This is a genomic window from Mangrovibacterium sp. (assembly GCF_041596335.1).
Classification (GTDB): domain Bacteria; phylum Bacteroidota; class Bacteroidia; order Bacteroidales; family Prolixibacteraceae; genus Mangrovibacterium.
Map to the genome: position 1 here is coordinate 77,261 of NZ_JBFHIT010000005.1, position 23,980 is coordinate 101,240.

The 23,980-nt window shown below is 45.9% G+C and carries 14 protein-coding genes; 13 read left to right on the forward strand and 1 reads right to left on the reverse strand.

What is annotated here, in order from left to right:
* The first annotated feature begins 318 nt into the window (after positions 1-318).
* The 13 genes from ABZD21_RS03365 (at position 319) to ABZD21_RS03425 (ending at position 21,752) form a co-directional block, all read left to right on the forward strand.
* Positions 319-1,707, forward strand: a complete 1,389-nt coding sequence (locus tag ABZD21_RS03365) for a glycoside hydrolase family 30 beta sandwich domain-containing protein (RefSeq protein ID WP_372772910.1) — start codon at positions 319-321, stop codon at positions 1,705-1,707.
* A 12-nt stretch (positions 1,708-1,719) separates the two neighbouring features.
* A complete protein-coding gene (locus ABZD21_RS03370) occupies positions 1,720-3,180 on the forward strand; it encodes a sulfatase-like hydrolase/transferase (protein WP_372772911.1) in 1,461 nt (486 codons plus the stop codon).
* Positions 3,181-3,237: 57 nt separating this feature from the next.
* Complete coding sequence (locus ABZD21_RS03375; RefSeq protein ID WP_372772912.1) at positions 3,238-4,158, forward strand: family 43 glycosylhydrolase; 921 nt, start codon at positions 3,238-3,240, stop codon at positions 4,156-4,158.
* A 125-nt stretch (positions 4,159-4,283) separates the two neighbouring features.
* Entirely contained in the window at positions 4,284-5,726 is a 1,443-nt protein-coding gene (locus ABZD21_RS03380) for a sulfatase (protein WP_372772913.1), read from the forward strand.
* 16 nt (positions 5,727-5,742) lie between these two features.
* Positions 5,743-8,544, forward strand: a complete 2,802-nt coding sequence (locus tag ABZD21_RS03385; protein WP_372772914.1) for a chitobiase/beta-hexosaminidase C-terminal domain-containing protein — start codon at positions 5,743-5,745, stop codon at positions 8,542-8,544.
* Between the two features lie 40 nt (positions 8,545-8,584).
* Entirely contained in the window at positions 8,585-9,463 is an 879-nt protein-coding gene (locus tag ABZD21_RS03390) for an alpha/beta hydrolase (RefSeq protein WP_372772916.1), read from the forward strand.
* A gap of 169 nt (positions 9,464-9,632) precedes the next feature.
* On the forward strand, positions 9,633-11,288 hold the full coding sequence (locus ABZD21_RS03395; protein WP_372772918.1) for a hypothetical protein: 1,656 nt from the start codon (positions 9,633-9,635) through the stop codon (positions 11,286-11,288).
* 129 nt (positions 11,289-11,417) lie between these two features.
* Positions 11,418-13,343 (forward strand): hypothetical protein, encoded by a 1,926-nt coding sequence (locus tag ABZD21_RS03400; RefSeq protein ID WP_372772920.1) that lies wholly within the window; start codon positions 11,418-11,420, stop codon positions 13,341-13,343.
* Positions 13,344-13,447: 104 nt separating this feature from the next.
* A complete protein-coding gene (locus ABZD21_RS03405) occupies positions 13,448-15,445 on the forward strand; it encodes an alpha-L-fucosidase (RefSeq protein WP_372772921.1) in 1,998 nt (665 codons plus the stop codon).
* 6 nt (positions 15,446-15,451) lie between these two features.
* Complete coding sequence (locus ABZD21_RS03410) at positions 15,452-18,244, forward strand: heparinase II/III family protein (RefSeq protein ID WP_372772922.1); 2,793 nt, start codon at positions 15,452-15,454, stop codon at positions 18,242-18,244.
* A 5-nt stretch (positions 18,245-18,249) separates the two neighbouring features.
* Positions 18,250-20,691, forward strand: coding sequence for a glycoside hydrolase family 3 N-terminal domain-containing protein (locus tag ABZD21_RS03415; protein WP_372772923.1), 2,442 nt, complete (start codon positions 18,250-18,252; stop codon positions 20,689-20,691).
* 195 nt (positions 20,692-20,886) lie between these two features.
* Positions 20,887-21,087 (forward strand): YwbE family protein, encoded by a 201-nt coding sequence (locus tag ABZD21_RS03420; RefSeq protein WP_372772924.1) that lies wholly within the window; start codon positions 20,887-20,889, stop codon positions 21,085-21,087.
* A gap of 11 nt (positions 21,088-21,098) precedes the next feature.
* The gene (locus tag ABZD21_RS03425; RefSeq protein WP_372772925.1) at positions 21,099-21,752 is read left to right on the forward strand and encodes an MOSC domain-containing protein; all 654 of its coding nucleotides are present in this window, start codon (positions 21,099-21,101) and stop codon (positions 21,750-21,752) included.
* A gap of 153 nt (positions 21,753-21,905) precedes the next feature.
* Here the strand turns inward: ABZD21_RS03425 and ABZD21_RS03430 are convergent, their stop codons facing one another.
* Complete coding sequence (locus ABZD21_RS03430; protein WP_372772926.1) at positions 21,906-23,924, reverse strand: thioredoxin domain-containing protein; 2,019 nt, start codon at positions 23,922-23,924, stop codon at positions 21,906-21,908.
* Between the last annotated feature and the right edge of the window lie 56 nt (positions 23,925-23,980).

The following is a 23,980-nucleotide window of genomic DNA, read 5'->3' on the forward strand; positions in this document are numbered from 1 at the left end:
ATTTTTTTTGAAACATTTTTAGATTGAATAAAACCTGAAACTATGAAAACTTTCTTTTTGCCGATTTTCGCATTGGCAGTTGCCGCGCTACTACCGCTTTTTACACCGAAGTATACCAACCCAATATCATTCTAGTTTTTCTGACGATTTAGAACCTGGTGTCTGGTTTATAGCTGATATTCAATATTCGAGCTTTGTCATTCATCAATTGGTTGCGATCGAGCTCAACGAAAGAGGAACGAGATGTGGACAATGCAGCATTCATAAAACACTTTTGTAAGACCTTCACTAAACACCGTAATTATAAAGCAAACTAAAATGAAAAAATTGTTCATCGTTGTAATTGGGTTACTTGGGTTCTCCATTGTTGGAGCGCAGAATTCAAACCCGGTTCAGATTTTTTACGCGCCATTAGACTCGGCAGAAGCCTCTCCTGTTCGCGAATTTCAGTATCAGGAGTTTGAGGGAAGAGTAAAAGGAGGGGGGAATATTGAGGTGATCCCCGAATTTCGCTTTCAAACAATTGAAGGAATTGGTGGCGCGTTTAACGAGATCGGTGGAGAAGCATTGCTTAGCCTCGATCCAAAACAGCAACGCGAAGTGATGGCCAACATGTTTGACATCGCGAATGCCGGATTTAGTTTTTGCCGTACCTCGATTGGTGCAAGCGATTTTGGAATTGATGCGTACAGCTATAGCGAAGTTCCGGAAGACTATGAAATGACCAAATTCTCAATTGATCGGGATAAAAAATTCGTCCTTCCGTACCTGAAATTAGCAATTGAAATTAACCCCGAGCTGAAAGTTTTCGGTTCGCCATGGAGCCCTCCGGCATGGATGAAGGAAAATGGACAGATGGCCGGTGTTGACCCCGAACACAGCCGACTTCGTTCCGAAAAGAAGGTCTATCAGGCCTATGCCCGATATTTCTCGAACTATGTAAAAGCCTATCGGGAGAATGGCGTCAATATTAGCCGGATTTGTGTCCAGAATGAAACCGATATTTCCACAAAGTACCCGAGTTGTATCATGCCACCGGCTCAATTGCTGGAGTTAGCCACAGAATATATACAGCCTGAATTTGCACGGGAAAATAGTTCAACTGAAGTGTATGCCGGTACATTTCGAATTGCCGGGGAAATGGTCATGCACAAATATTTGTTGCTGGATCGTGCGTCGGAGTTGGATGGAATTGGCGTGCAATACACCAGTTCGAGCAAGTTGATGGAAGTACAGTCCAAGTTTCCGGCAATAAAGTTTATGCATACCGAAGGGAAATGTTTCGACGGTAAGAATACCGTTGAGCAGGGCCAAAGCCGGTTGGAGGAAATCTGTAGTTATGTGAATGCCAATTGCACAAATTATTGCTATTGGAACATGATTTTAAATGAAACTACCCAAAGCGGGTGGGGCTGGGCACAGAACTCATTGATAAATATCGACCGGGAAAAGAAAACCGTGAAGTACAACCCCGATTATAATGTCATTTATCTGGTGAGTAAATTTATTCGGCCTGGCGATATTCGCGTGGCTTCAACCGGAGGCGGCAACGGACTTCTATCCGTGGTCGCACCGGACGGAACGATTAAACTAGTTGTACAGAACGAATCGGAAAAAGAAGAAGCCTACTCGGTCACAATTAATGGGAAAGAAAACAAGTTTATATTACCTGCACGGGCTATTGTTGCTATTGTGTGTGAAAATTAAAAAATATTGAATATGAAGTCAATTATCAAATCATTTATTGTCGCGTTAAGCGGTGTCGTACTATTGAGCTCCTGCGAGAAAGAGCCACCAAAACAACCCAATTTTTTGTTCGTACTGGTTGATGACCAAAGTCCGTTCGATTTAAAAGCATACGATCCAAATTCCATTCTCGAGACGCCAAATATCGATAAACTGGCGCAAGGAGGAATGGTTTTCGAAGGTGCCCGGCACATGGGCTCAATGAATGGAGCGGTTTGCACCCCATCGCGGCACCAGATTATGAGCGGACGAACTGTTTGGCACTTGCCGGCCAGCGCGGGAAAGACACCTGAGATAATTTGCCCCGACAGCCTCGAGCTGCAGACGATTGGTGCTGTGTTTAACCGGGCAGGTTACGCTACCATGCGCACCTGCAAGAAAGGAAACTCATACGCCGATGCTAACAACCAATTTGCAGTGGTGCACGATGCAACCAAACGTGGCGGTACCGAAGAATCGGGTAGTGCATGGCATGCCAAACAGGTGTTGAATTACCTGGGCGAACGCGAAAAACTGACCGAGAAACAACCTTTCTTCATCTATTTTGGCTTTTCACATCCTCACGACACACGCAACGGGACGCCTGAGTTGCTCGAAAAATACGGTGCAGTGAATCACACTGATACCAGTAGCTTGCCTCCGGTAAATCCGAAACAACCGCCATTGCCTGCCAATTATCTTCCAGCGCATCCGTTTTTTCACGGACACCCTGGTTTACGCGATGAAGAGAAAGTTAGCGGAGTTTGGAAAAACCGCGACGAACAAACAATTCGGAATGAAGTTGGCCGTGAGTTTGCCTGCGACGAAAATATCGACATCCAGTTGGGCAAGGTGCTGAAAAAACTGGAAGAAATGGGCGAGCTTGATAATACCTACATCATCTACACCGCCGACCACGGAATTGCAATCGGACGTCATGGTTTGCAAGGAAAACAAAATTTATACGAACACACCTGGAGAGTTCCCTTTATCGTAAATGGCCCCGGCATAAAGGCGGGAACACGTGTCGAAGGGAATGTCTACCTATTGGATGTTCTGCCTACAGTATGCGACCTTGCAGGTATCGAGATTCCGGCGACCGTTGAGGGGAAAAGCTTTAAACCGGTGCTCGAGGGTACCGAAACTACCATTAGAGATGTCATGTACGGGGTGTATTGCGGTGGAACGAAACCGGGAATGCGCAGCGTGAAGAAAGGCGATTGGAAGTTGATTAAATACGATGTTATGGATGGAGCGGTTCAGGAAACCCAACTCTTCAATTTGGCTGAAAACCCGAACGAGTATTTGCCGGAACATGGCAAAACGGGCGAGATGGAAACCAACCTTGCAGACAATCCTAAGTATGCCGAAAAACGAAAAGAAATGGAAGCTTTGCTGTTGGAACAAATGGAAATCCATGATGATCCCTACCGTTTGTGGGATCAGAAACAATAGCATAACGGAGCAAATCATCTAAATAAACGAACTATTTTTTTATACGACCGACGACCCATGAGGAAGATACAAATACTAATCTTTGTGATTGCCATCTCGATCAGCCAGTTGGGCTGGTCGCAGAATCCGATTCTTAAAAACAGTGATCCCGGTTTTCTTTATGCAGCCGATCCGGCAGCTGAGGTGTACAATGGGAAAGTCTATGTATACTGTTCGCATGATCAAGCCGGATCGACTAACTTTTCGGGCATGCAGGATTACCTGGTGTTGGAATCATCGGATTTGAAAACTTGGATCAATCACGGGGTCGTGTTAAAACCACGCGAATACTCATGGGCCGACGGCCAGATGAATGCTCCGGACGTAGCGTATAAAAATGGATGGTATTATTTCTATTTCCCCTTCGACAAAACGCACATCGGCGTGGCGAAAAGTAAATCGCCCGTCGGCCCGTGGGAAGAAGCTGTCACCAATAAAATCGCGACGATTTTCGATCCGACGGTTTTTGTCGACGACGATGGACAGGCCTATATTTATGGCAATGATCACAAGGTGCGTTTTGCCGAAGGGGAATCTCATATCTACGGCGCCAAACTGAAAGACAACATGGTTGAATTGGATGGGCCGTGGGTTCGCCTCACTGAGGAGCCTGTCAATGAGGCGGTACATGTCTTTAAACGTCATGGTGTTTACTACTTTCATGCTCGGGTTGGCAGAGTCACCAACTACTGGATGGCCGATTCGCCGCTACCGCAGTTTGCAAGCCCAAAAGGACTTTTGGCGACTGATGCGCCGCAGGCTCCAAATCATGCTTCAGCAATCGAATTTAATGGAGCGTGGTATTTCTTCTACCATCGGGGAGATGTCAATAACGGCAGTTTTCATTGCCGGTCGGCCTGTTTCGATCGAATGACATTCCGCGAAGATGGTACCATTGAACCAATTAGTTACACACTGACATCGAACAGACCAAAATAATAGCGATTGAATAAGCTGGTTGGTTGAGCAAATATGATGTTTGCAATAGATACAAAATGACCGGTGCTGAACATTTTGTCTGTTTCCGGAATTGAACATTTTTAGCTTGAATAAAACTTGAAACTATGAAGACCCGCTTTTTGACTCTTTCCGCATTGGCAGCTGTTTCTTTGTTGCCGTCATGCGCAAAAAACGAAACCCAACCCAATATCGTTGTAATTCTTTGTGATGACTTGGGATACGGCGATCTGTCCTCATTCGGACACCCGGTTATTCAAACACCAAATCTGGATAAGTTGGCTGCTAATGGGCTGAAAATGACTAGCTTTTATTCGGCTGCTCCTGTTTGTTCTCCTTCGCGTGCCGGATTGCTCACCGGGAGAAATCCCAATCGTGCCGGGATTTACGATTTCATCCCCGGAACGAAAAAAAGTGAAGACTGCCGGGATATGGTGCATCTGCAGGCCGGTGAACAAACCATTCCGGCTATGTTGAAAACAGTTGGCTATTCAACTTGTTTGTCGGGAAAATGGCATTGCAGTTCCCGATTCAACAGCGACGCGCAACCAACGCCCGGAAAATTAGGCTTCGACCATTGGTTCGCGACTCATAACAACGCGGCGCCAAGTCACGAAAACCCGGATAATTTTATTCGCAACGGCGAAGAAGTTGGCGAAATAAAGGGGTTCAGCTGCCAAATTGTAGTTGATGAAGCCTTGAGTTGGTTACAAAACAAAAACTCCGATAATCCATTTTACCTTCAGGTTTGTTTTCACGAGCCGCACGAGCCGATAGCATCGCCGCAGGATCTGGTGCAGAGATATCATCCTTTAGCAGAGAACGAAGATCAGGCGCAATACTTTGCCAATGTAGCGAATATGGACAAGGCAGTGGGGCGTTTGGTGGAGTATCTGCAAGAAAATTATGGCGAAAATACACTCATCGTTTTTAGCTCCGACAATGGCCCTGAAACCCTGAATCGATATTACAGGGCAAAACGCTCTTATGGGTCGCCAGGCGAACTGAAAGGGATGAAACTTTGGACTACCGAAGCCGGATTCCGCGTGCCGGGCATCTTGTATTGGATGGGAAAAGAAAGCTATTCCGGTACAACGGATGCGGTGGTTTCATCGCTCGACTTTATGCCTACTTTTGCCGAAATATCCGGAGCAACACTGCCGGATCGGGAATTGGACGGGCAGTCGATGACATCGTTGATTGAAACCGGTACAATGAAAAGGGCGAAGCCATTAACCTGGGCTTTCTACAACGCCTTGAATGAACACCGGGTTGCCATGCGCACCGACGACTGGAAAATACTGTGCCGTCTGAAAAACGACACCACTTACCTCCCGATGATCAACAACTTGTATAAAGGAAATGAAGCGTTTGTAAAAGAAGCCGATTTGGTCGATTTCGAGTTGTATAATATGAACGAAGACATTAGCGAAGCTGAAAATGTAGCTGAAAAATATCCCGAAGTTTTCGAACAAATGAAAACACAATTAAAGTCGGAATATGCCAATTTGCTGGATGGCAGTTTTATTTGGGAACGAAAGGAAGAATAGCTTAAGGTGAATTCATATGAAGTCGAAAATTCTATTTGCTTTTTTGTTTGTAACAAACGTACTGCTTGCGAAAGATATTTACGTTTCGCCTTTGGGTGACGACACCGGCGATGGCTCAAAAACGAACCCGTTTGCCAGCTTTGAACGAGCCGTTTCCGAAGCCCGTAAATTTGCGGGAAAAGAGGCTGTTTCAGTTTGGTTTAAAGAGGGAACATACTACCTGAATGAAACCATCGAACTTGGAAATGAATGGTCGGGAACAGCTGAGAACCCGGTTGTTTTCTCCGCTGTGCCGGGCGCCAGGGTTGTTGTTAAAGGTTCGCAGGTGATCGATCAGCTAATTTGGAGCGAATACAAGGAGGGGGTTTTTGTAGCCAAAGTTCCGGCCGGCTTGCAGTTCGACCAGCTGTTTATCGACGGCGAAAGGCAAATACGGGCGCGCTTTCCAAATTTCGACTATCAAAACCCAATTCGTGGCGGTAAAGGTTATGCAACCGTAACCGGTGGAACAAACAACCGCTACGATAGCTGGTTTTCATTCGATCCGGAGACCTTTTCGGGCAGAACATGGCAGAAGCCCGAAACAGGGATTGTTCACGCGTTTCAGAGCCACAATTGGGGAAATATGCAGTATCGTGTGAAAGCGGTCGATCGAACAGAAAATAAAATACTACTTGCTGAAGGTGGCTGGCAGTTGCAGCGGAACTACGGCATTGGTGGAAAGGGCCATGGTGCATCGGCCTTTTTCATAGAAAATATTTTTGAGGAGCTGGATGTTCCCGGAGAATGGTTTTTAGATGTTGAATCGAATTTGCTTTACTATTGCCCTTCAACCGGTATTAATTTGAATGAAGTTAGAGTCGAAGTTCCGGTGGTTAAAGACCTCATTCAACTCCGTGGAAGCAGTGACTCACCGGTGAAAAACATTCAACTTAAAGGATTTACGTTTACCCAATCGGCCTACACATTCATGGATGAATACGAACCGGTAGCTCGTGGCGACTGGGCCATTCATCGGGGAGGAGCCATTTTTATGGAAGGAGCTGAAAATTGCATTGTTGAAAATTGCAGTTTTGAACAGCTCGGTGGAAATGGTGTTTTTATGAGTTCGTATAACCGGAATAACCAGGTTAAAGGTTGTCGGTTTGTGCATACCGGCGAAAGTGCCGTTTGCTTTGTTGGTTCTCCTTCGGCCGTACGTTTTTATCAAACCTGGGACGACAAAGAGATTCTCGGCAAAGACTGGAACGCCATGCGCGAAGGAATGGATCTTGAGCCGGGACCCAAAACGCCTGATTATCCGAAGGATTGTGTCGTTGAGAACTGTATTATGCACGACTTTGGCGATGTTGGGAAACAAGTAGCCGGAGTTTATATTTCCATGAGTCACAAAATCAGGGCATCGCACAATACCATTTTCAACTGTCCGCGTGCCGGAATTTGTATTAACGACGGAACCTGGGGTGGACATATCATTGAGCATTGCGACATTTGGGAAACCGTTCGCGAAACGGGCGAACACGGCCCGTTCAATTCGTGGGGGCGCGAGCGACAATGGAACGGTTCGCGTGGAACCGACGAACAGTTTCTAAAGGAACTAACAAAACTCGATGCCATCGATTATGTGATTGTCAGAAATAACCGCATTGCCAACTATCGTAAATCCATTAGTGCCGGAAACTGGACAATCGATTTGGATGACGGTTCGAGCTACTTCGAAATTTATAACAACCTGAATCTCGGGTCTACCATCAAATTGCGCGATGGAATGGCCCGCAAAGTTTTTAACAATATTACAGTGAGCGCCGTTCCGCTGGGCTGGCATGTGTGGCCCAAAGAATCGCAGGATGAAATTTATCAGAACATCTTTGTCATATCGGGAGCCGTACCCGGAAAAGCTGAATCGACACGAAATTTCATTCGCCCTGTTGCCCTGCCAACCGAAACGAAATGGAGTACAAACTACGATCGAAACTTGTATTGGAACATCAATCATCCCGATGATTTTTTAGTGACTGAAAAATTGGACATGGAAGACTGGAAACAGGAAGGCTATGATGTGAATTCGGTTGTTGCTGACCCTCTGTTTGTTGATCCCGCGAATGGAAATTATCAGGTTCGTGAAAGTTCACCGGCCCTGAAATTAGGGTTCAAAAACTTCCCAATGGATGAGTTTGGGCATCAGATGACTCGTATCATTCCGTTTGGCGGAGAGTTTGCCGAAGAACAAAAAGTGACCTTGAAGGCTGACAGGCGCGCAGGCGATGGAGCAAGGATTTATTTTACAGTTGATGGTTCGGAACCTACCGTTTTTTCACCGGAATATACCGACGCCATTCAACTTAAAAATTCAACGCTGATTAAAGCACAAACGTTCGATGCCAATAATCTTCCGGTGGGATTTACTGCCGAAGCAAGGTTTACGAAAGTAAAAAAGGTAATTTCCCCGAGTTGGTACAACACTCTAATAGCCGGAAAATTTCAGGTTACAACGGGCGAAGCGTCAACCAAAGCACTCGAAATGGACGTGCATGGAGCTCTTCTGGTGAATATTGCCGATGATCCGGATTTGATAGATGCTACCGGCGGCTACAACTTCGGTTGTTACATCAAATCATTTGCGGCAGGGAAGGCAACCATGTGGGTGGATGCCGGGCTAGAGACTGACTGGGTGATTCAGCAGGTGAATGGTGAAAAAGTGCAACGTATAGCCGATTTAAATCAGATGATATTAACGTTGCAGGGACAGATTATAACAGTCACTGCCGTAAGAGATTACAAATCAAAGAAGTTTAAGGTGCAAGTTCCGAAGCTTTGAAAAAAAATAGTAGTAGCGATCGGAGAAAAAGGAAAGTAATATGAAGAAATTTTTGACAGGAATCATTTTAATGATGGTTGCAGCAGGTAGTATGCAAGCCCAGAAAATAAATTGTGACAAACTCGACGGTGATCGCCGCCAACCCATTGAGTTGACCTACAAGGTGGTTAATAGCGACACGCTTGATTTGATTTTAAGGTATCCGCCTAAGTTCAAACAATCGAAAACCTACCCAACCATCATCTTCTTTTTTGGAGGTGGCTGGAATGGAGGAACAGTAGATCAATTTAAACCTCAGGCGGAGTATTTCGCAGAACGGGGAATGATAACTGTACTAGCCGACTATCGGGTAAAATCACGGCATAAAACATCCCCCTACGAAGCGGTGGCCGATGCCAAATCTGCAATCCGATTTTTACGTCAGCACGCTGATGAATTGAATATCAATCCGGAAAAAATAGCGGCATCAGGTGGTTCAGCAGGTGGACATTTGGCTGCGACTTGTGGCGTTTGTCCCGGCTTGGATGAGCACGGAGAGGATTTAGCAGTGAGCTCAAGAGCGAATGCGTTGGTGTTGTTTAACCCGGTGTTTGACAATGGGCCCGATGGGTTCGAACATAAGCGCATGGGCGACCGGTGGATGGAAATTTCGCCTGCCCACAACATCAAAAAGGGAACACCGCCAACGATTGTGTTTTTAGGTCGCGAAGATCACCTTATCCCTGCCTCTGTTGCCGAAAATTATAAGCAAAAAATGGAGGAAGTTGGTAGTCGTTGCGACTTGTTTTTGTACGATGGAGCAGGACATGGTTTTTTTAATAACGACAAATACGAAGGTGAGTTTTTCAAGAAAACAGTCCACGAAGCCGACTTGTTTTTGAAGTCGTTAAAGTATCTCAAAGGAAAACCAGGAATGTAAAATAAAGAGCGAAAAAGATCGGTTTTCGTGGCAGAGACGCTGTTTTTAGTGCCTGTTTGTTGCCACGGCGAGGGGGTGGTTTCTGCCTTGTTGCATGGCTGTTTATTCGGTCGCAACTCAATTGGAACGTATAGGAATATTGGATGAATGATGAAATAATGAATTGACTATGAATCGACTAATTTATAATACAGCTTTTTTAATCGTCGTGTTAATTGTTGGCGGAAGCTGTAATTGTTTTTTGAATGCTCAGGATAAAGCAAAAGCTCCTTTAATTCTGGATATGGTCCACCATAATCCCGGTGAGGAACCCTATAAGTCGGTGTACAACAATCCGGTGGTGATTAAAGAAATGGGCTACAACGGGAAAGTCTATTTTCTGTTCGAGTCGCCTGCGCTGGCAATCAATTGGGAATCGGTCGATCCTGATATTTTGCCTAAAGGATCGCCGGATCGGCGTTGGGTGGACGAAAAGGCGGCTCAGATTAGAACGATGCATGCGGCCTGTAAAGATCAGCAAATGAGTATCTATGCCATGTCGGATCTGGTTTTGTTTCCGAACCGGCTGATTGAGAAATATGGTTTGCAAGAAACGTTTGGAGACCCTAAAAATCCGCAAACCGAACGCTTTGTACGTGCTCAAATAAATGAAATGTTCGATCAGTTTCCCGATTTGGATGGCTTGGTGGTGCGTATTGGCGAAACCTATTTGCACGATGCACCCTTTCATAAAGGGGCGATTGATGACAAAAATAATCCGGAAAAAACTATTGTTCCCCTCATTCAGATTTTGCGCGAAGAGATTTGTGTGAAGCGGGATAAACAACTAATTTTTCGCACCTGGGGTTCGTTTGATGTCAATTTGGATGATTATCTGGCCGTTAGTGATGCCATTGAACCACACGATAATTTGATCATCAGTGTGAAACATTGCGAAGGTGATTTCCATCGGGCAAATGCTTTTAGTAAGGTCATCGGGCAAGGAAGACATCCGCAGATTATTGAAGTGCAATGTGCCCGCGAGTACGAAGGAAAAGGGGCCTATCCAAATTACATTCCCAATGGTGTTATCAACGGATTTGAAGAGCATGCCCGAATGCCTGAAGACGAAATCAACAGCATTGGCGAATTTGTTGAGAAAACCCCCGGCTTATATGCCGGAATCTGGACATGGACGCGTGGTGGCGGATGGGACGGCCCGTATATAAAAAATGAAATGTGGTGCGATATCAATGCCTGGGTGATGGCTCAATGGGCAAAGGATCCATCCCAAAGCGAGGAGGCTGTCTTCAATCGGTATGCCACAGAGCGTTTAAACTTAACCGGTAAAGACATTGCGAACTTCAGGAGGCTTTGTTTGCTTTCCGAAGAAGCGGTGGTGCGTGGACGAAACACCACTCACAGAGACATAAACCCATGGTGGACCAGAGACCAGGGAATTGGTTGGCCTCCAACACCTGCCGATGCCGAAGGACAACTGAGAAATCTGAACCAAAAGGACGAGTCGATTGCCAAATGGAAGGAGATTGTTAAGCTCGCAAAATCGATTAAATGGGATAGCCCCAAAAACCGTGAGCATGCCATAGCATCAGCTGAATACGGGCTGGGGTTGTTTAAAATTTATCGTACGCTGGTTTATATGTCGTATGCCGATAGTCAGGGCGATAAAAAGGGGGTTCAGAAATGGATCAAAGCCTACGACAAAGCCTGGGAGCAATACAATAAGCTTCCGGAAGAGTATCAATCAGTGGCTACTTTATACACGCAGGACTATAAACGGCACATTGGTAATCATGCAGATACTAAGGTGAATACACTTCGGTAATAACAAAATTCCTCCTGGCCAAATATGTAAAACAAAGCCTAAACCGGTAACAATTTCAGGATGAAATGTATCGGGTACAGCATGGAGGTAGGGTGATAAATCACAAGACTAACTAACTTGAAAATCAGTGTGAAAATAAATCAGGTTGTCCTTTTGGCGGCTTTAGTTCTGCTGTTGACTACGGCAATTGGTCTGGCACAGGCAAAAAAGCACGAGACCTATCCGCTAAAACCAGGTGTAGCAGTTCCTGCATCGGAGAACCTGATTTATTCTAAGCTGGTAAATGGCGAACCTGCTATTGATTGGGATCAGCTGGAAGGTTCATTGAAGTTTATTCAGTCGGAATACGACTGTTCCGATTTTCGATTGGTGAATCTGATCCGCATTTTATACCAATTCGAAAATGAAATTCCCAGTGAATCCAAACAGAAGATTGAAACGGTTTTGTTTGGGTTTCGATACTGGTGGGATGAGCCCGGAGGCAACAGCATGTGCTATTGGAGCGAAAATCATCAGATTTTATTCGCTTCGGCTGAATACCTGATTGGGCAAAAATACCCCGATACCATTTTCGGAAACTCCGGTTTTAAAGGAATGGAACATCGCGATAAGGCACGCCAACGGGTTTTAGATTGGCTAAAGATGCGATGGGATTACGGATTTTCGGAATTCTACTCAAGTGTTTATTACAAAGAAGATATTGCGGCTCTGCTCAATTTAATCGATTTCTCGGAGGACGAAGAAGTGCGTATCAAGAGTGAAATAATTATGGATTTGATTCTTTACGATATCGCTTCGCAAAAATGCAATTCCATGTTTATTTCTGCCAGTGGAAGGGCGTACGAACGAAATCGGAAGGGAGGGGAATCGGGTAATTTCGATGGGTTAACCGATTTCTTGTGGGGCAATGCAAGCAATTTGAAATCGGCCATGATGTATGGTTTTAAGAAAACCGGGTACCAATTGCCTCCGGTTTTAAAAGCCATTGGCAACGATACAAGTACCGTCATTATTAAACAAAGCAATGGGCTAAACCTGACAGAACTGAAGTCCGAAGATTTTAAAGGAACCGACAACCGCTCAATGATGATGCAATGGGGAATGGAAGCATTTGTCAACCCCTCGGTGGTGCGGAGTTCACTCAACCATATTCGTGCAAACCGTATGTTTTCCAATCATTTCTTGAAAGATTTCCGAAAGCTTGATTTTGCCTTAATCAGATGGTTGCACCTTGAACCTTTGCTGATGAAGCTTCTGAACTTGCAGGCAAAGGGAACGGTCATCCAACGCGGAAATACCTATACCTACAAAACCGCTGATTACAGCATGTATACGGTACAGCACCATCAGCCGGGCGATTTTGGCAGTCAGCACCACATTTTTGGGGTAAATATCGACGACCATTTTGCGGTGTATCATACCCATCCGGCTGCCTCTAAAGGGGCAAAAACCGATTCACCCGACTATACCGTAGGATATGGTTACCTGCCGGCATCGGTTCAGGATAAAAACGTGAACCTCTCCATTTACCGGCTACCAAAGCGCAAGGGATGGATGGAAAAAGAACTCCTGCAGTTTACCTATGCTTATTTTCCTGTTGAAAAATTCGACTCTGCTCTGGTGGACGGGAATTACGCTTTTGGGCAAAAAGGTGATACCTATTGTGCCTTTATCGGAAAAAATAATTTCGGGTTCACCGGAAACGATACCAGCGAGTTAATTCAACCGGGCAACCAGGTGTTTTGGGTTACTTTGGCGGGTTCAAAAAAACAGGATGGCAGCTTTGGATCGTTCATCCGAAAAGTGAAAAGCAGCGAGGTGGTCTTCAATGAAAGGAAAAGCGAGCTGCGTTTCCGGCTTGGGGACGAGGAGTATCTGTATGCTTTTAACGAAGGCCTGACAAAAAATACTCAGTTGGTAGAGACGAATTACAGGCGCTTCGACTCGCCCTACATCGTGGCCGACGCGAAAGCCGAACGTTTGCTGTTCTCGTTTCAGAACGACACTCTTTCGCTTGATTTTGAAAAGCTAAAGAGAAGTTACACTACGCCATAGATTAGATCGCTCTGTTGCTGGTGAAGGATTCGGTTCATCAGTCGGGGAATGATGATTTAAACAAACAAATTGTACTTTTAAGTAGAAACCTAAAAAACAATATAATGAACCAACTTAAGAAACTATTATCGGTCATCCTGTTATTTATTCTCGCGGTAAACACAGGATATTCACAAAAGCCATCCGAGCCCGTAAAATTGGATGATAACCAGCGAATGGCCTGGTGGCGCGATGCCGGTTTTGGCATGTTTATCCATTGGGGAGCCTATGCAATTCCTGGTGGCGAACGTAACGGTAAGGTCTGCGGAGGCGGAGCCGAATGGATCATGGATAAACTGGATTACACCATTGAAGACTACGAAAAAGAAGTGGTTGCAAAGTTTAACCCGGTTCAGTTTGATGCTGATGCATGGGTGAGCATGGCCAAAAATGCCGGGATGAAATACATTGTGCTAACCTCAAAGCACCACGACGGATTTTGTTTGTGGGACTCAAAAATAACCGATTACGATGTGATGGAAGCATCGCCTTTTAAGCGCGACATTGTAAAAGAACTGGCCGAGGCATGTGCAAAGCAGGGAATCCGGTTTTGTTTGTATCATTCCATCGTCGACTGGCACCATCCGCAAGCACAAGCGCCGTTGTACCCCAACTATAATGCCGGCCAAAAAGATCAGTCGGTCGTAAATCCGGAGTTTCCGAAGTATTTCGAAAACTACCTGAAACCTCAGGTAAAAGAATTGCTGACCAACTATGGCGATATTGGCGTGGTTTGGTTCGATGGCGATTGGATTGCCGATTATACAACCGAAATGGGGAAGGAATTCTACAATTTTATTCGTGAAATTCAACCCAATACCATTGTGAACAATCGCGTTGACAAAGGTCGCATGGGAATGGAAGGAATGGACAAAGAAGGAGATTTTGCCGGTGACTTCGGAACACCCGAACAAGAAATCCCGGCAACCGGAATAGATTCGGACTGGGAAGCTTGCATGACCATGAATGGATCGTGGGGGTACAAACCATCGGATACAAATTGGAAGAGCAGCGAAATGCTCATTCAACATTTGGTGGATATTGTTTCGAAAGGTGGAAATTTCTTGCTGAATGTCGGGCCCGATGCGCAAGGACTGTTCCCGGCCGAAAGTGTTGAACGCTTGGCTGCTATTGGCGAATGGACAAAAGCGAACGGCGAGGCTATCTATGGCGCGAAAGCCAGCCCGTTCGAACGCCCCAAATGGGGCCGCTTCACCAGTAAACGGGGGGTGCTTTTTGCCCATATTTTTGATTGGCCAACGGATAAACAGATTCAAATTGATAATAGCCTGAAAGTTACAAAGGCTTATTTGTTGGCAGATCCTGACAAGTTGCTCGAAATTAAAGAGTCAGCCCAAGGTGATTATATTCTGTTGCCGGAAGTTGCTCCGGATACGATCGCGTCGGTTATTAAAATTGAAGTGATTCCGTCGGAAGACTGGGCTAATCTGACAAAATATGGTAAAGCAAACGCCAATTTGCCGGCACCTGCCGCCAACGAAAACCGGGTGGTGTTTATGGGCAACTCAATTACTGAAGGATGGGTAAAGTATCATCCTGAATTTTTTGATGAGAATCCGTATGTCGGACGCGGAATAAGCGGACAAACGACTGCGCAAATGTTGATTCGCTTTCGTCCCGACGTCATTAACCTGAAACCTAAAGTGGTCGTAATTCTTGCCGGAACAAACGATATTGCCGCCAATCGTGGCCAGCAAACCTTGGATCAAATTGCCGGAAATATCTTCTCAATGGCCGAGTTGGCTAAGGCGAACGGAATAAAAGTGGTGTTGTCGTCAACTCTTCCGGCGTCCAGCTATTCGTGGCGCCCCGCCATTAATCCGGCCGATAAAATTATCGAGCTGAATAACATGATCAAATCGTATGCAGAAAAGAACGACATCGTTTATCTGGACTACTATTCGGCGATGGTGAACGACAGCAAAGGGCTGATCAAAGAGTATGGTCGCGATAGCGTTCACCCAAATGTTGAAGGTTATAACGTGATGGAAACGTTAGTGAAAAAAGCCATTGAAAAGGCGCTGCAACAAACCGAAAAATAAATTCGAATGATTAAATATACCTACCTATTTTTAACTGTTTTGTTTTGCTTTTCGTGCGGCGTACATGCCCAAAAAAACTCAACAGGCGATCGGGGAAATCACCCGCGCATCTACGGAACCAGTGAGATGCAAGCAGAATTTGCTGCGACTACCGACCAGGTTGAATGGAAAAAGCAGATAGTTGAAAAGAAAAAAGAAACGATTGATAAATATATCGATCTCTGTGCGTCGGATCCGGAATGGTTGGTTTCCCGCTTGCAAATGAATTGGAACACAAAGCATGATAGAGTGTTTCTGAAAGGTGGCAAGTTCTCCCATTCCGAAGGTGAAGCGCCTGTTCCTACCGTTCGTTTTTCGGGTACCCGCGATTGGGCAAGCAACTACGCGTCGCCTTCGCTCGAAGATATTCAACCGTATTTTGATGACCCGCGCGGAATGTACCTGAAAAACCGTAAAACCAATGAAATGGAATGGGTGCACCCCTCAGAAACCGGACATATTATCGAAGGAATCAATGCCCGGATAATGGGGCTGGTTGAGGATGCTGCCTTTTTGTACTGGCTGACGGGCGACACCAAATATGCCGATTTTGCCTTCCCGGTTTACGATACTTACATGAAAGGAATGTACTATCGCGAGGCTCCTGTTGATCTCGAGAATTCAAGTCAGCAAAATATCTCTGGCCTTGCGACCTTCGAAGTCATTCACGAGCAAATTGTCACTGAACTTGCCGTGAGCTACGATTTCCTGTTCAACTATTTGACCGACAAAGGGTATGATTTGGACATGTCGGCAGCTGTTTTTCAAAAATGGGGCGACCAGATTATCAAAAACGGGATTCCGGATAACAACTGGAACTTTTTTCAAGCTCGTTTCCTAACTTATATTGCGCTGGCACTCGACGATAACTCTTATTACGAGAATGGAAAAGGCCAGCAATATTACCTCGACCACACATTTACTGTTTCTACCGACCGCCAAATTGCCCTGAAAGAGGCGATTCTTAATTACGACCAGCAGAACGGAATGTGGCCCGAATGTGCTTCGTATTCAATGCATGTAACTTCAACTTTGCTTGAAATTCTAACGGTGCTCGATAATGTCACTAATGTGAACGAGTTCGAAAATTTCCCGATTGTTGAGAAAGCTACGTTAGCTGCTTTTCAATATTTATTTCCCAATGGATATGTGGTTGGTTTTGGCGATTCGCGCCACCTGACGATCCCTGCGGAGAGTTTCGAATTTTTGATTGCAAACTACCGGAAGTACGGAAAGAAGGAACAGGAAAAGCAAATTACAGCCTTGTATAATCCGGGCGAAAAAACCAGAGGGAAGGATTTATTTGAACTGTTTTTTTATGTCGATGAGCTGGTTCAGCCCGGCGAAATAAAAACCGACGAACTGATTGCGAACTTAACGTCGCCAACTTTTTATGCGCCCAATGTGAGTTGGTTCATGCAGCGAATGGGAACCGGGTCGGACGCTACAGTGGTTTCAACTGTTGGGGGTTTCGGAAATCATGCCCATGCAAATGGTGTTGCTTTGGAACTGTATGCCAACAATTATGTGCTTGCACCCGAAATGGGCAAAGGCCCCAGTTACTGGCACGAAGATCACCGGAACTATTACTCGCGTTATCCGGCACACAATACGGTTGTGGTCGACGGAATTTCCGACAGCGAGGCCATGCGCGTGGAGCATCCGTTTACATTGGACAATCATTTCCCGGAGTCGGGCGACCGTAATAACGTTTTCAGGCAGGTAACGTTTTCAAAGGTTTCGTTTGTCGAACCAACCACACTGGCCAACCAACAACGCTTAACGGCAATTATAAACAGTGAATCAGGGAAAGCATATGTGTTCGATGTGTTTCGTTCCGAAAGGCCGGGAAGAGAAGAGCAAAAGCACGAATACTTTTTCCATAGCCTCGGACAATCGCTGAACTTCTTTTATGAAGATGGCAGGCCGCTTTCGCTAAAACCGTCAGCACAATTAAACACTGCCGGCAATTTAAAAGCTTACGACTATTTTACCGACGAAAAGTCGTTCGCCTCCACCGAAAATGTAAACGCTCAATTTAAACTCGAAAGTAAAGGAAATGCTGCCAGTTTGATGAATGTGTGGATCAAAGGGGGAGAGAACCGCCACTATTTTTCGGTGAACGGACCAAAGTCGAACGCGATTGAGAAAGGAACGGCTCCCGTAGAAATGCTTGATGCAAAAGTCCCGACAATGGTTATCCGCAAAAACGGGGAGGCCTGGAACAATCCTTTTGTTGCCGTTTACAATCCGGTGCTGGAAGGAGAAAAGCAAGTGATTTCGATGGTTGCTTATCCCAAACTTGTTTCTAATCCGTCAGCACAGCTTGTTCGGGTTACTCACGAGAAAGAAAGCACGGTTGATTTTATCGTGGCTACATCATCGGAGAACGACATTGTGAAAACCGACGATTTTTATCAAAAAGGACTATTGAGCATTACCCGTGAAAACGCGAGTGACCCTGAATTTATTTTTGCAGCCGGTGTGACTCGTTACTCGCGGAATGGTTGGGAGTTTCTCAGCGTTCGAGAGCCCGTTACCCTATCGATCGAAAAGTGTGATCGTGGGTTCGAAATTCAAAACGATGAGGCTGTTTTAATTGGAATGCCTGAAACGATTAATCCCGATTTTGTGGAATTATATGCTGATGGTAAACTCATTGAAACTCGTAAAGGAGTTAGAAACCGGAACAATCCGGATCGGGTGGACTTTCGATTTGAGAAGCCTTTTGAAAGAGCCGTAATTGTATTGAAAAAATAAACGATATGCATAGTTCAAACCAAAGAATATTGAAACGTCGCCTGAGTCAACTGGCTGTTATCGCCATAATTCTGACCGCTAGTTCAGGCATGAAAAGCAAGAATGATTCGATCTACAAGAATGGGTGGATCGATTTTAATAAAAATGGTGTGAAGGATGTTTTTGAAGATCCAACACAGAAGGTGGACGATCGGGTGAATAATCTGATTTCGCTGATGAATGTGGATGAGAAAACCTGTCAGCTGACAACTCTCTACGGATATTCGCGGGTGTTGGAGGATGAAATGCCCAACGAAAAATGGAAGAGCCGCGTCTGGAAAGACGGTATCGGTAATATTGATGAACACCTGAATACGATCGCCGGTCGCGCTTCAACCGATACTGAATTTGCTTACCCGTACAGTAAACACGCCGAAGCGATTAATACCGTACAAAAGTGGTTTGTCGAAGAAACCCGAATGGGTATTCCGGTTGATTTTACCAATGAGGGCATTCATGGGTTGTGTCATAAAAAAGCCACACCGCTGCCGGCTCCAATTGGGATTGGATCAACCTGGAACACCGATTTAGTGCGCCAGGCCGGAGAGATGGTCGGACGAGAAGCCAAAGCGTTGGGCTACACCAATGTTTACGCGCCGATATTGGATGTGGCAACCGACCAGCGCTGGGGGCGTGTTTTGGAGTGTTACGGGGAAGAACCCTATCACATTGCCGAAATGGGGAAACAGATGACGCTGGGTATTCAATCCCAAGGTGTGGCTTCAACCATAAAACATTTCGCGGTTTACAGCATCCCCAAAGGAGCTCGCGATGGCGATGCCCGTACCGATCCGCATGTAGCACCGCGCGAAATGCATCAGCTATACATGTATCCGTTCCGACGGGTAATTCAGGAGGCCAATCCAATGGGCGTTATGAGTAGTTACAACGACTACGACGGTGTTCCGGTTACTTCGAGCTACTATTTTTTAACCGAACTGTTGCGGCAACAATATGGATTTAAGGGCTATGTGGTTTCCGACAGCGAAGCCGTTGAGTATGTGTCAGAGAAACACCATGTGGCTGCCGACTACAAAGAGGCTGTGCGGCAGGTGATTGAAGCCGGATTGAATGTGCGGACAACTTTTCGCACACCCGAATCGTTTATCGAGCCGTTGCGCGAATTGGTTCACGAGGGAAAACTGTCGATGAAAACGCTTGACTCGCGCGTTGCCGATGTGTTGAGGGTGAAATTTGAACTGGGCTTGTTCGATCAGCCTTATGTTGAAAATACAGCTGCGGCCGACCAATTGGTACATACCGATGCTGATGCGGCTTTGTCGAAAAAAATCAATCAGCAATCGCTGGTATTGCTGAAAAACGAAAACAATCTCCTTCCCTTAGAGATTGAGAAGATGCAGAAAATATTGGTTACAGGCCCCTTGGCCGACGAACTCAATTATACTTTTAGCAGGTATGGTCCGGCCGATAACCCGTCGACTTCGGTGTATCAGGGAATCAAAAATTATGTCGGTGACAAGGCACAGGTCGTTTACGAAAAAGGGTGCGATGTTGTTGATCCCGATTGGCCTGGAAGTGAGATTATTCCGGTGCCACTTTCCGATAACGAGCAAGCCGATATTGCTGCTGCTGTTGAAAAAGCCAAACAATCGGATGTAATTATTGCGGTGGTTGGCGAAGATGAAGAACGGGTTGGCGAAACTAAATCGCGCACCAGCTTGGGCTTGCCCGGAAGGCAGTTTCAGCTGTTGCAAGCCTTGCATGCCACCGGAAAACCGGTTGTGCTGGTGCTGATTAACGGACAACCACTGACGATTAACTGGGAGAACAAATTCATACCGGCAATCCTGGAAGCTTGGTTTCCAAGTACGGATGGCGGAACTGTGATTGCTGAAACGCTTTTTGGCGCGTATAATCCGGGTGGAAAACTTTCGGTAACTTTCCCCAAAGCGGTTGGCCAAATTCCTTTAAACTTCCCCTTTAAACCGGGATCCCAAGCCGGACAACCGGGCGAAGGACCAAATGGCTACGGAAATACGCGGGTAATTGGTCCGCTCTATCCGTTTGGCTACGGACTTAGTTATACAACCTTTGAGTACAGCAACCTCGCGCTGAGTGATACCGTGATCTATTCGCAGGATGATGTGCTTGTAACGTTTAACGTCACGAATACCGGCAAGCGGGAAGGCGACGAAATTGTTCAGCTTTATCTAAAGGATGAGGTAAGCAGTGTAACGACCTACGAATCGCAGTTGCGGGGCTTCGAACGGGTGCATTTAAAACCGGGCGAAACAAAAACGCTTTCGTTTACACTGCATCCCGACGATTTAAAACTGCTGGATGAAAATATGAACTGGACGGTGGAACCGGGAAGTTTTAAAGTGATGGTTGGAAGCTCGTCTGTTGACATTCATTTAAGTGTCGGATTCGAAGTAAAACGAAATTAATGTCGATGCAGATGGCCGGTTAGTTGGTTGTTGCAGCCAGGTGCAGTTTGAGGCCGGATGTTGCGAATAAGGTCGGTTTGAAGCTCGGATTGATTCTCGTCAAGCGATTCAACCGGTCTCATTTTATTCTCTAACGGAAATTTTCACGTGCGATTCACCTGAATTGTTTGTATTTTCGGGCAAAAATTGACGCGAATGGACGGACGGAAACGATCGAATATTAAAATTGAAAGCCATGTTGAGATTGTACAAAAACAAGATCAGCGCTCCGGTGAATTAACCGAGGGCTATGTGGCACAAATCCTGACGAAGTCGCCCAACCACCCGCATGGCATTAAAGTTAGGCTCGAAACAGGAGAGGTTGGCCGGGTGCAAACTATTTTGGCTGACGACTAAATATGAAACAAATGAAGGTAGTTGCAACCAATATCGGGCAGGCTGTTGAGATTGAATGGCAAGGCGCGAAAGAAATGTCGGGTTTGTACAAATATCCGGTGGATGAGCCGATTTATTTGGGGAAAGAAGACGTTGTGAAAGATCAGGTGATGGATCGAAAATATCATGGTGGCGAAGAGAAAGCTTGCTATTTATATTCGGCTGATCACTACAATTGGTGGAAAGAACGATATCCCGAGGCGGATTGGGAACTGGGTTTTTTCGGCGAAAATATTACTGTTGAGGGGATTGATGAGTCGACCATTCGGATCGGTGATATTTTTCAATTGGGCGATGCTGTTGTTCAGGTTACTCAACCGCGGCAACCCTGCTATAAATTGGGAATTCGTGCCAACAACCAGCAAATTGTGAGCGATTTCTGGGATTCGCCTTATCCGGGTGTTTATGTTCGGGTGGTTAAAGAAGGAGCCGTTCAGAAAGGCGATGAGATGGTTTTACTTGAAACTGTTTCCGACAACATGACCTTAGCCGAAGTTTTTGTCTTGTTCACGCGGGAGCGCGGCAATGTTGAAAGACTTCGTGAGGCTGTTGCTATCCCCGAGATGGCGGCTTCGTGTCGGAAGGATTTGAGTAAACGATTGGCTTATGCCGAGCAGAATTCGTAGCCGGAAACAGGCGACGTAATTTCATCGGTATTAAATCAGAATTGCAAAATCTTCCGAGAACCTGTTTGGGAAGTTTCAAAAAAAAACGAATTGATAGAAAGATCAATAGCGTATTCGGAGATAAATTTCCGATGACGCTATTGATCTTTTTTTTTACGAGATTAATTTCAATGCCTCCTGTACGCTGTCGACAGGTAGTTTGCAACTGGAGTTTTCGCATACAAAAATGCGGGTTTTCCCAGCTGTAATTCGGTTGTGTAAAAGCGGAAGTGTTTCCTCTTTTCCCGGGCAGAACATGCAGTTGGGCAGGTAATGTAGTTGTAATTCCAAGGCTAGTTTTAACGCGTCGCTGCCCGCAATGGCAATTTCATATTGGTGGGCACTTAAGCTCAATGCTAAATTCAGCCAGTTGGCGTGCCCCGACGGATAGTGCAGCAGGCTTTCGCTTACGACCATCATCATGGCTTTGGCTGTAATCTGGTAGTGCCGCTTATCAAGCAAATGTCCCAATCGGTTCAGGTTGTTCGCCATAACCGAGTTTGAAGCGGGAATCACGTTGTCCTGCACTTCAATGCTCCTGCTGATCAGGTCTTTCTGGCTGTCGCGGCTAAAATGAAAGATCGTTCGTTTCTCATTGTAAAATTCCCGGAAGCAAGTGGTACACAAACCGTCGGCTTGAGTCAGGTAATTTGGCTTTCCCGTCAGCTCAAAAAGGTCAATCAACGCCTGGATAACCAGAGCATAATCTTCCAGAAATCCGTCGATCCGGGCAATGCCGTTCTTATAAGAATGCAGCAGGATTCCTGGTTCGGGCTGAAGGTTTTTCGTCAGGAATTCCATCGTATTCTCCGCAAGCTCGAGGTATCTTTTCTCTCCAAATGCTTTGTAGCAATCGGTCAGTCCGCTAATTACCAGTGCATTCCACGAAGTCAGAATTTTATCATCGAGCCCCGGCCTAACCCGCTCGTTTCGGGCCATATTCAGTTTCGCTTTCCAGGTCGTAATTTTTAATTGAAGGATTTCCGGATCGAGTGCATGGGCTTTGGCAAACGACTGATCGGTTTGGCGGCGAAGCAAAATGTAATTGCCGTCTTCCCAATAGCCTTTTTCGTTTACGTTGAAGTAGTCGGAGAATAAGTTGAAATCGGTGCCGATAATTTGCTGAAGCTCTTCCTTTTTCCACACATAAAACTTGCCTTCCACCCCCTCGCTATCGGCATCCAGCGAAGAATAAAACCCATGATCGGGAGAAAGCATTTCCCGTGTTAACCAGCCAGTCGTTTCGCTTACCACCTGGCGATACAGTTCATTTTTGAACTTCCGGTAGGCTTGGGCATACAAACTCAGCAGTTGTCCGTTGTCGTAAAGCATTTTCTCAAAATGGGGAACTTTCCAAAACGAGTCGGTCGAATAGCGGGAAAATCCGCCACCAATTTGGTCGTAGATGCCACCCAGCGCCATTTTCTCCAAGCTTGTTATCACATGGGCCTCAGCTAAGGTGTCGTTTTGCTGATGAGCCCAACGCAAAAGGAATCTCAGGTTCACCGGCATCATAAATTTCGGCGCACCCCGACTGCCTCCTTCTTCCAGATCGAAACTAGTTGTCCATGATTTTATGGCTGTTGTTAGTTTCTCGGTATCTATTTTGTGAACTTCGTTGGTCACGGGGATCAGAGCGGTTTGGTTGATTCCTTCGGTCAGCTTTTCAGCATACTCCGTCGTTTTGTCCGGATTATTTTGATGATAATCAGCTATCTGTTGTAGCGTGTGTTGCCAGGCCTCCTTCGTAAAGTAAGTGCCTCCCCAGATTGGTCTCCCATCGGGCAACGCGACCGCATTTAGGGGCCAACCGCCTCGTTGGGTCATCAGTTGCACTGCTGTCATGTAAATATGATCGATATCGGGGCGCTCTTCCCGGTCTACTTTTATACAAACAAAATGGCTGTTCATGAGTTCGGCAACGGTTTCATCCTCAAACGACTCGTGCTCCATCACGTGGCACCAATGGCAGGCCGCGTAGCCAATACTAATCAGCAGTAACTTGTTCTCAGTCTTTGCCTTTTCGAGAGCTGCTTCGCCCCACGGCATCCAGTTTACCGGGTTGTGAGCATGTTGCAACAGGTAGGGCGATGTTTCGTGGATGAGCTCGTTGGTGTGTTTGTGTGTTTGCATTTGTGTCGGCTTTCTATTTGTTGTGATCCCGGGAACAGCTGAGCGGGGCAAAAGTT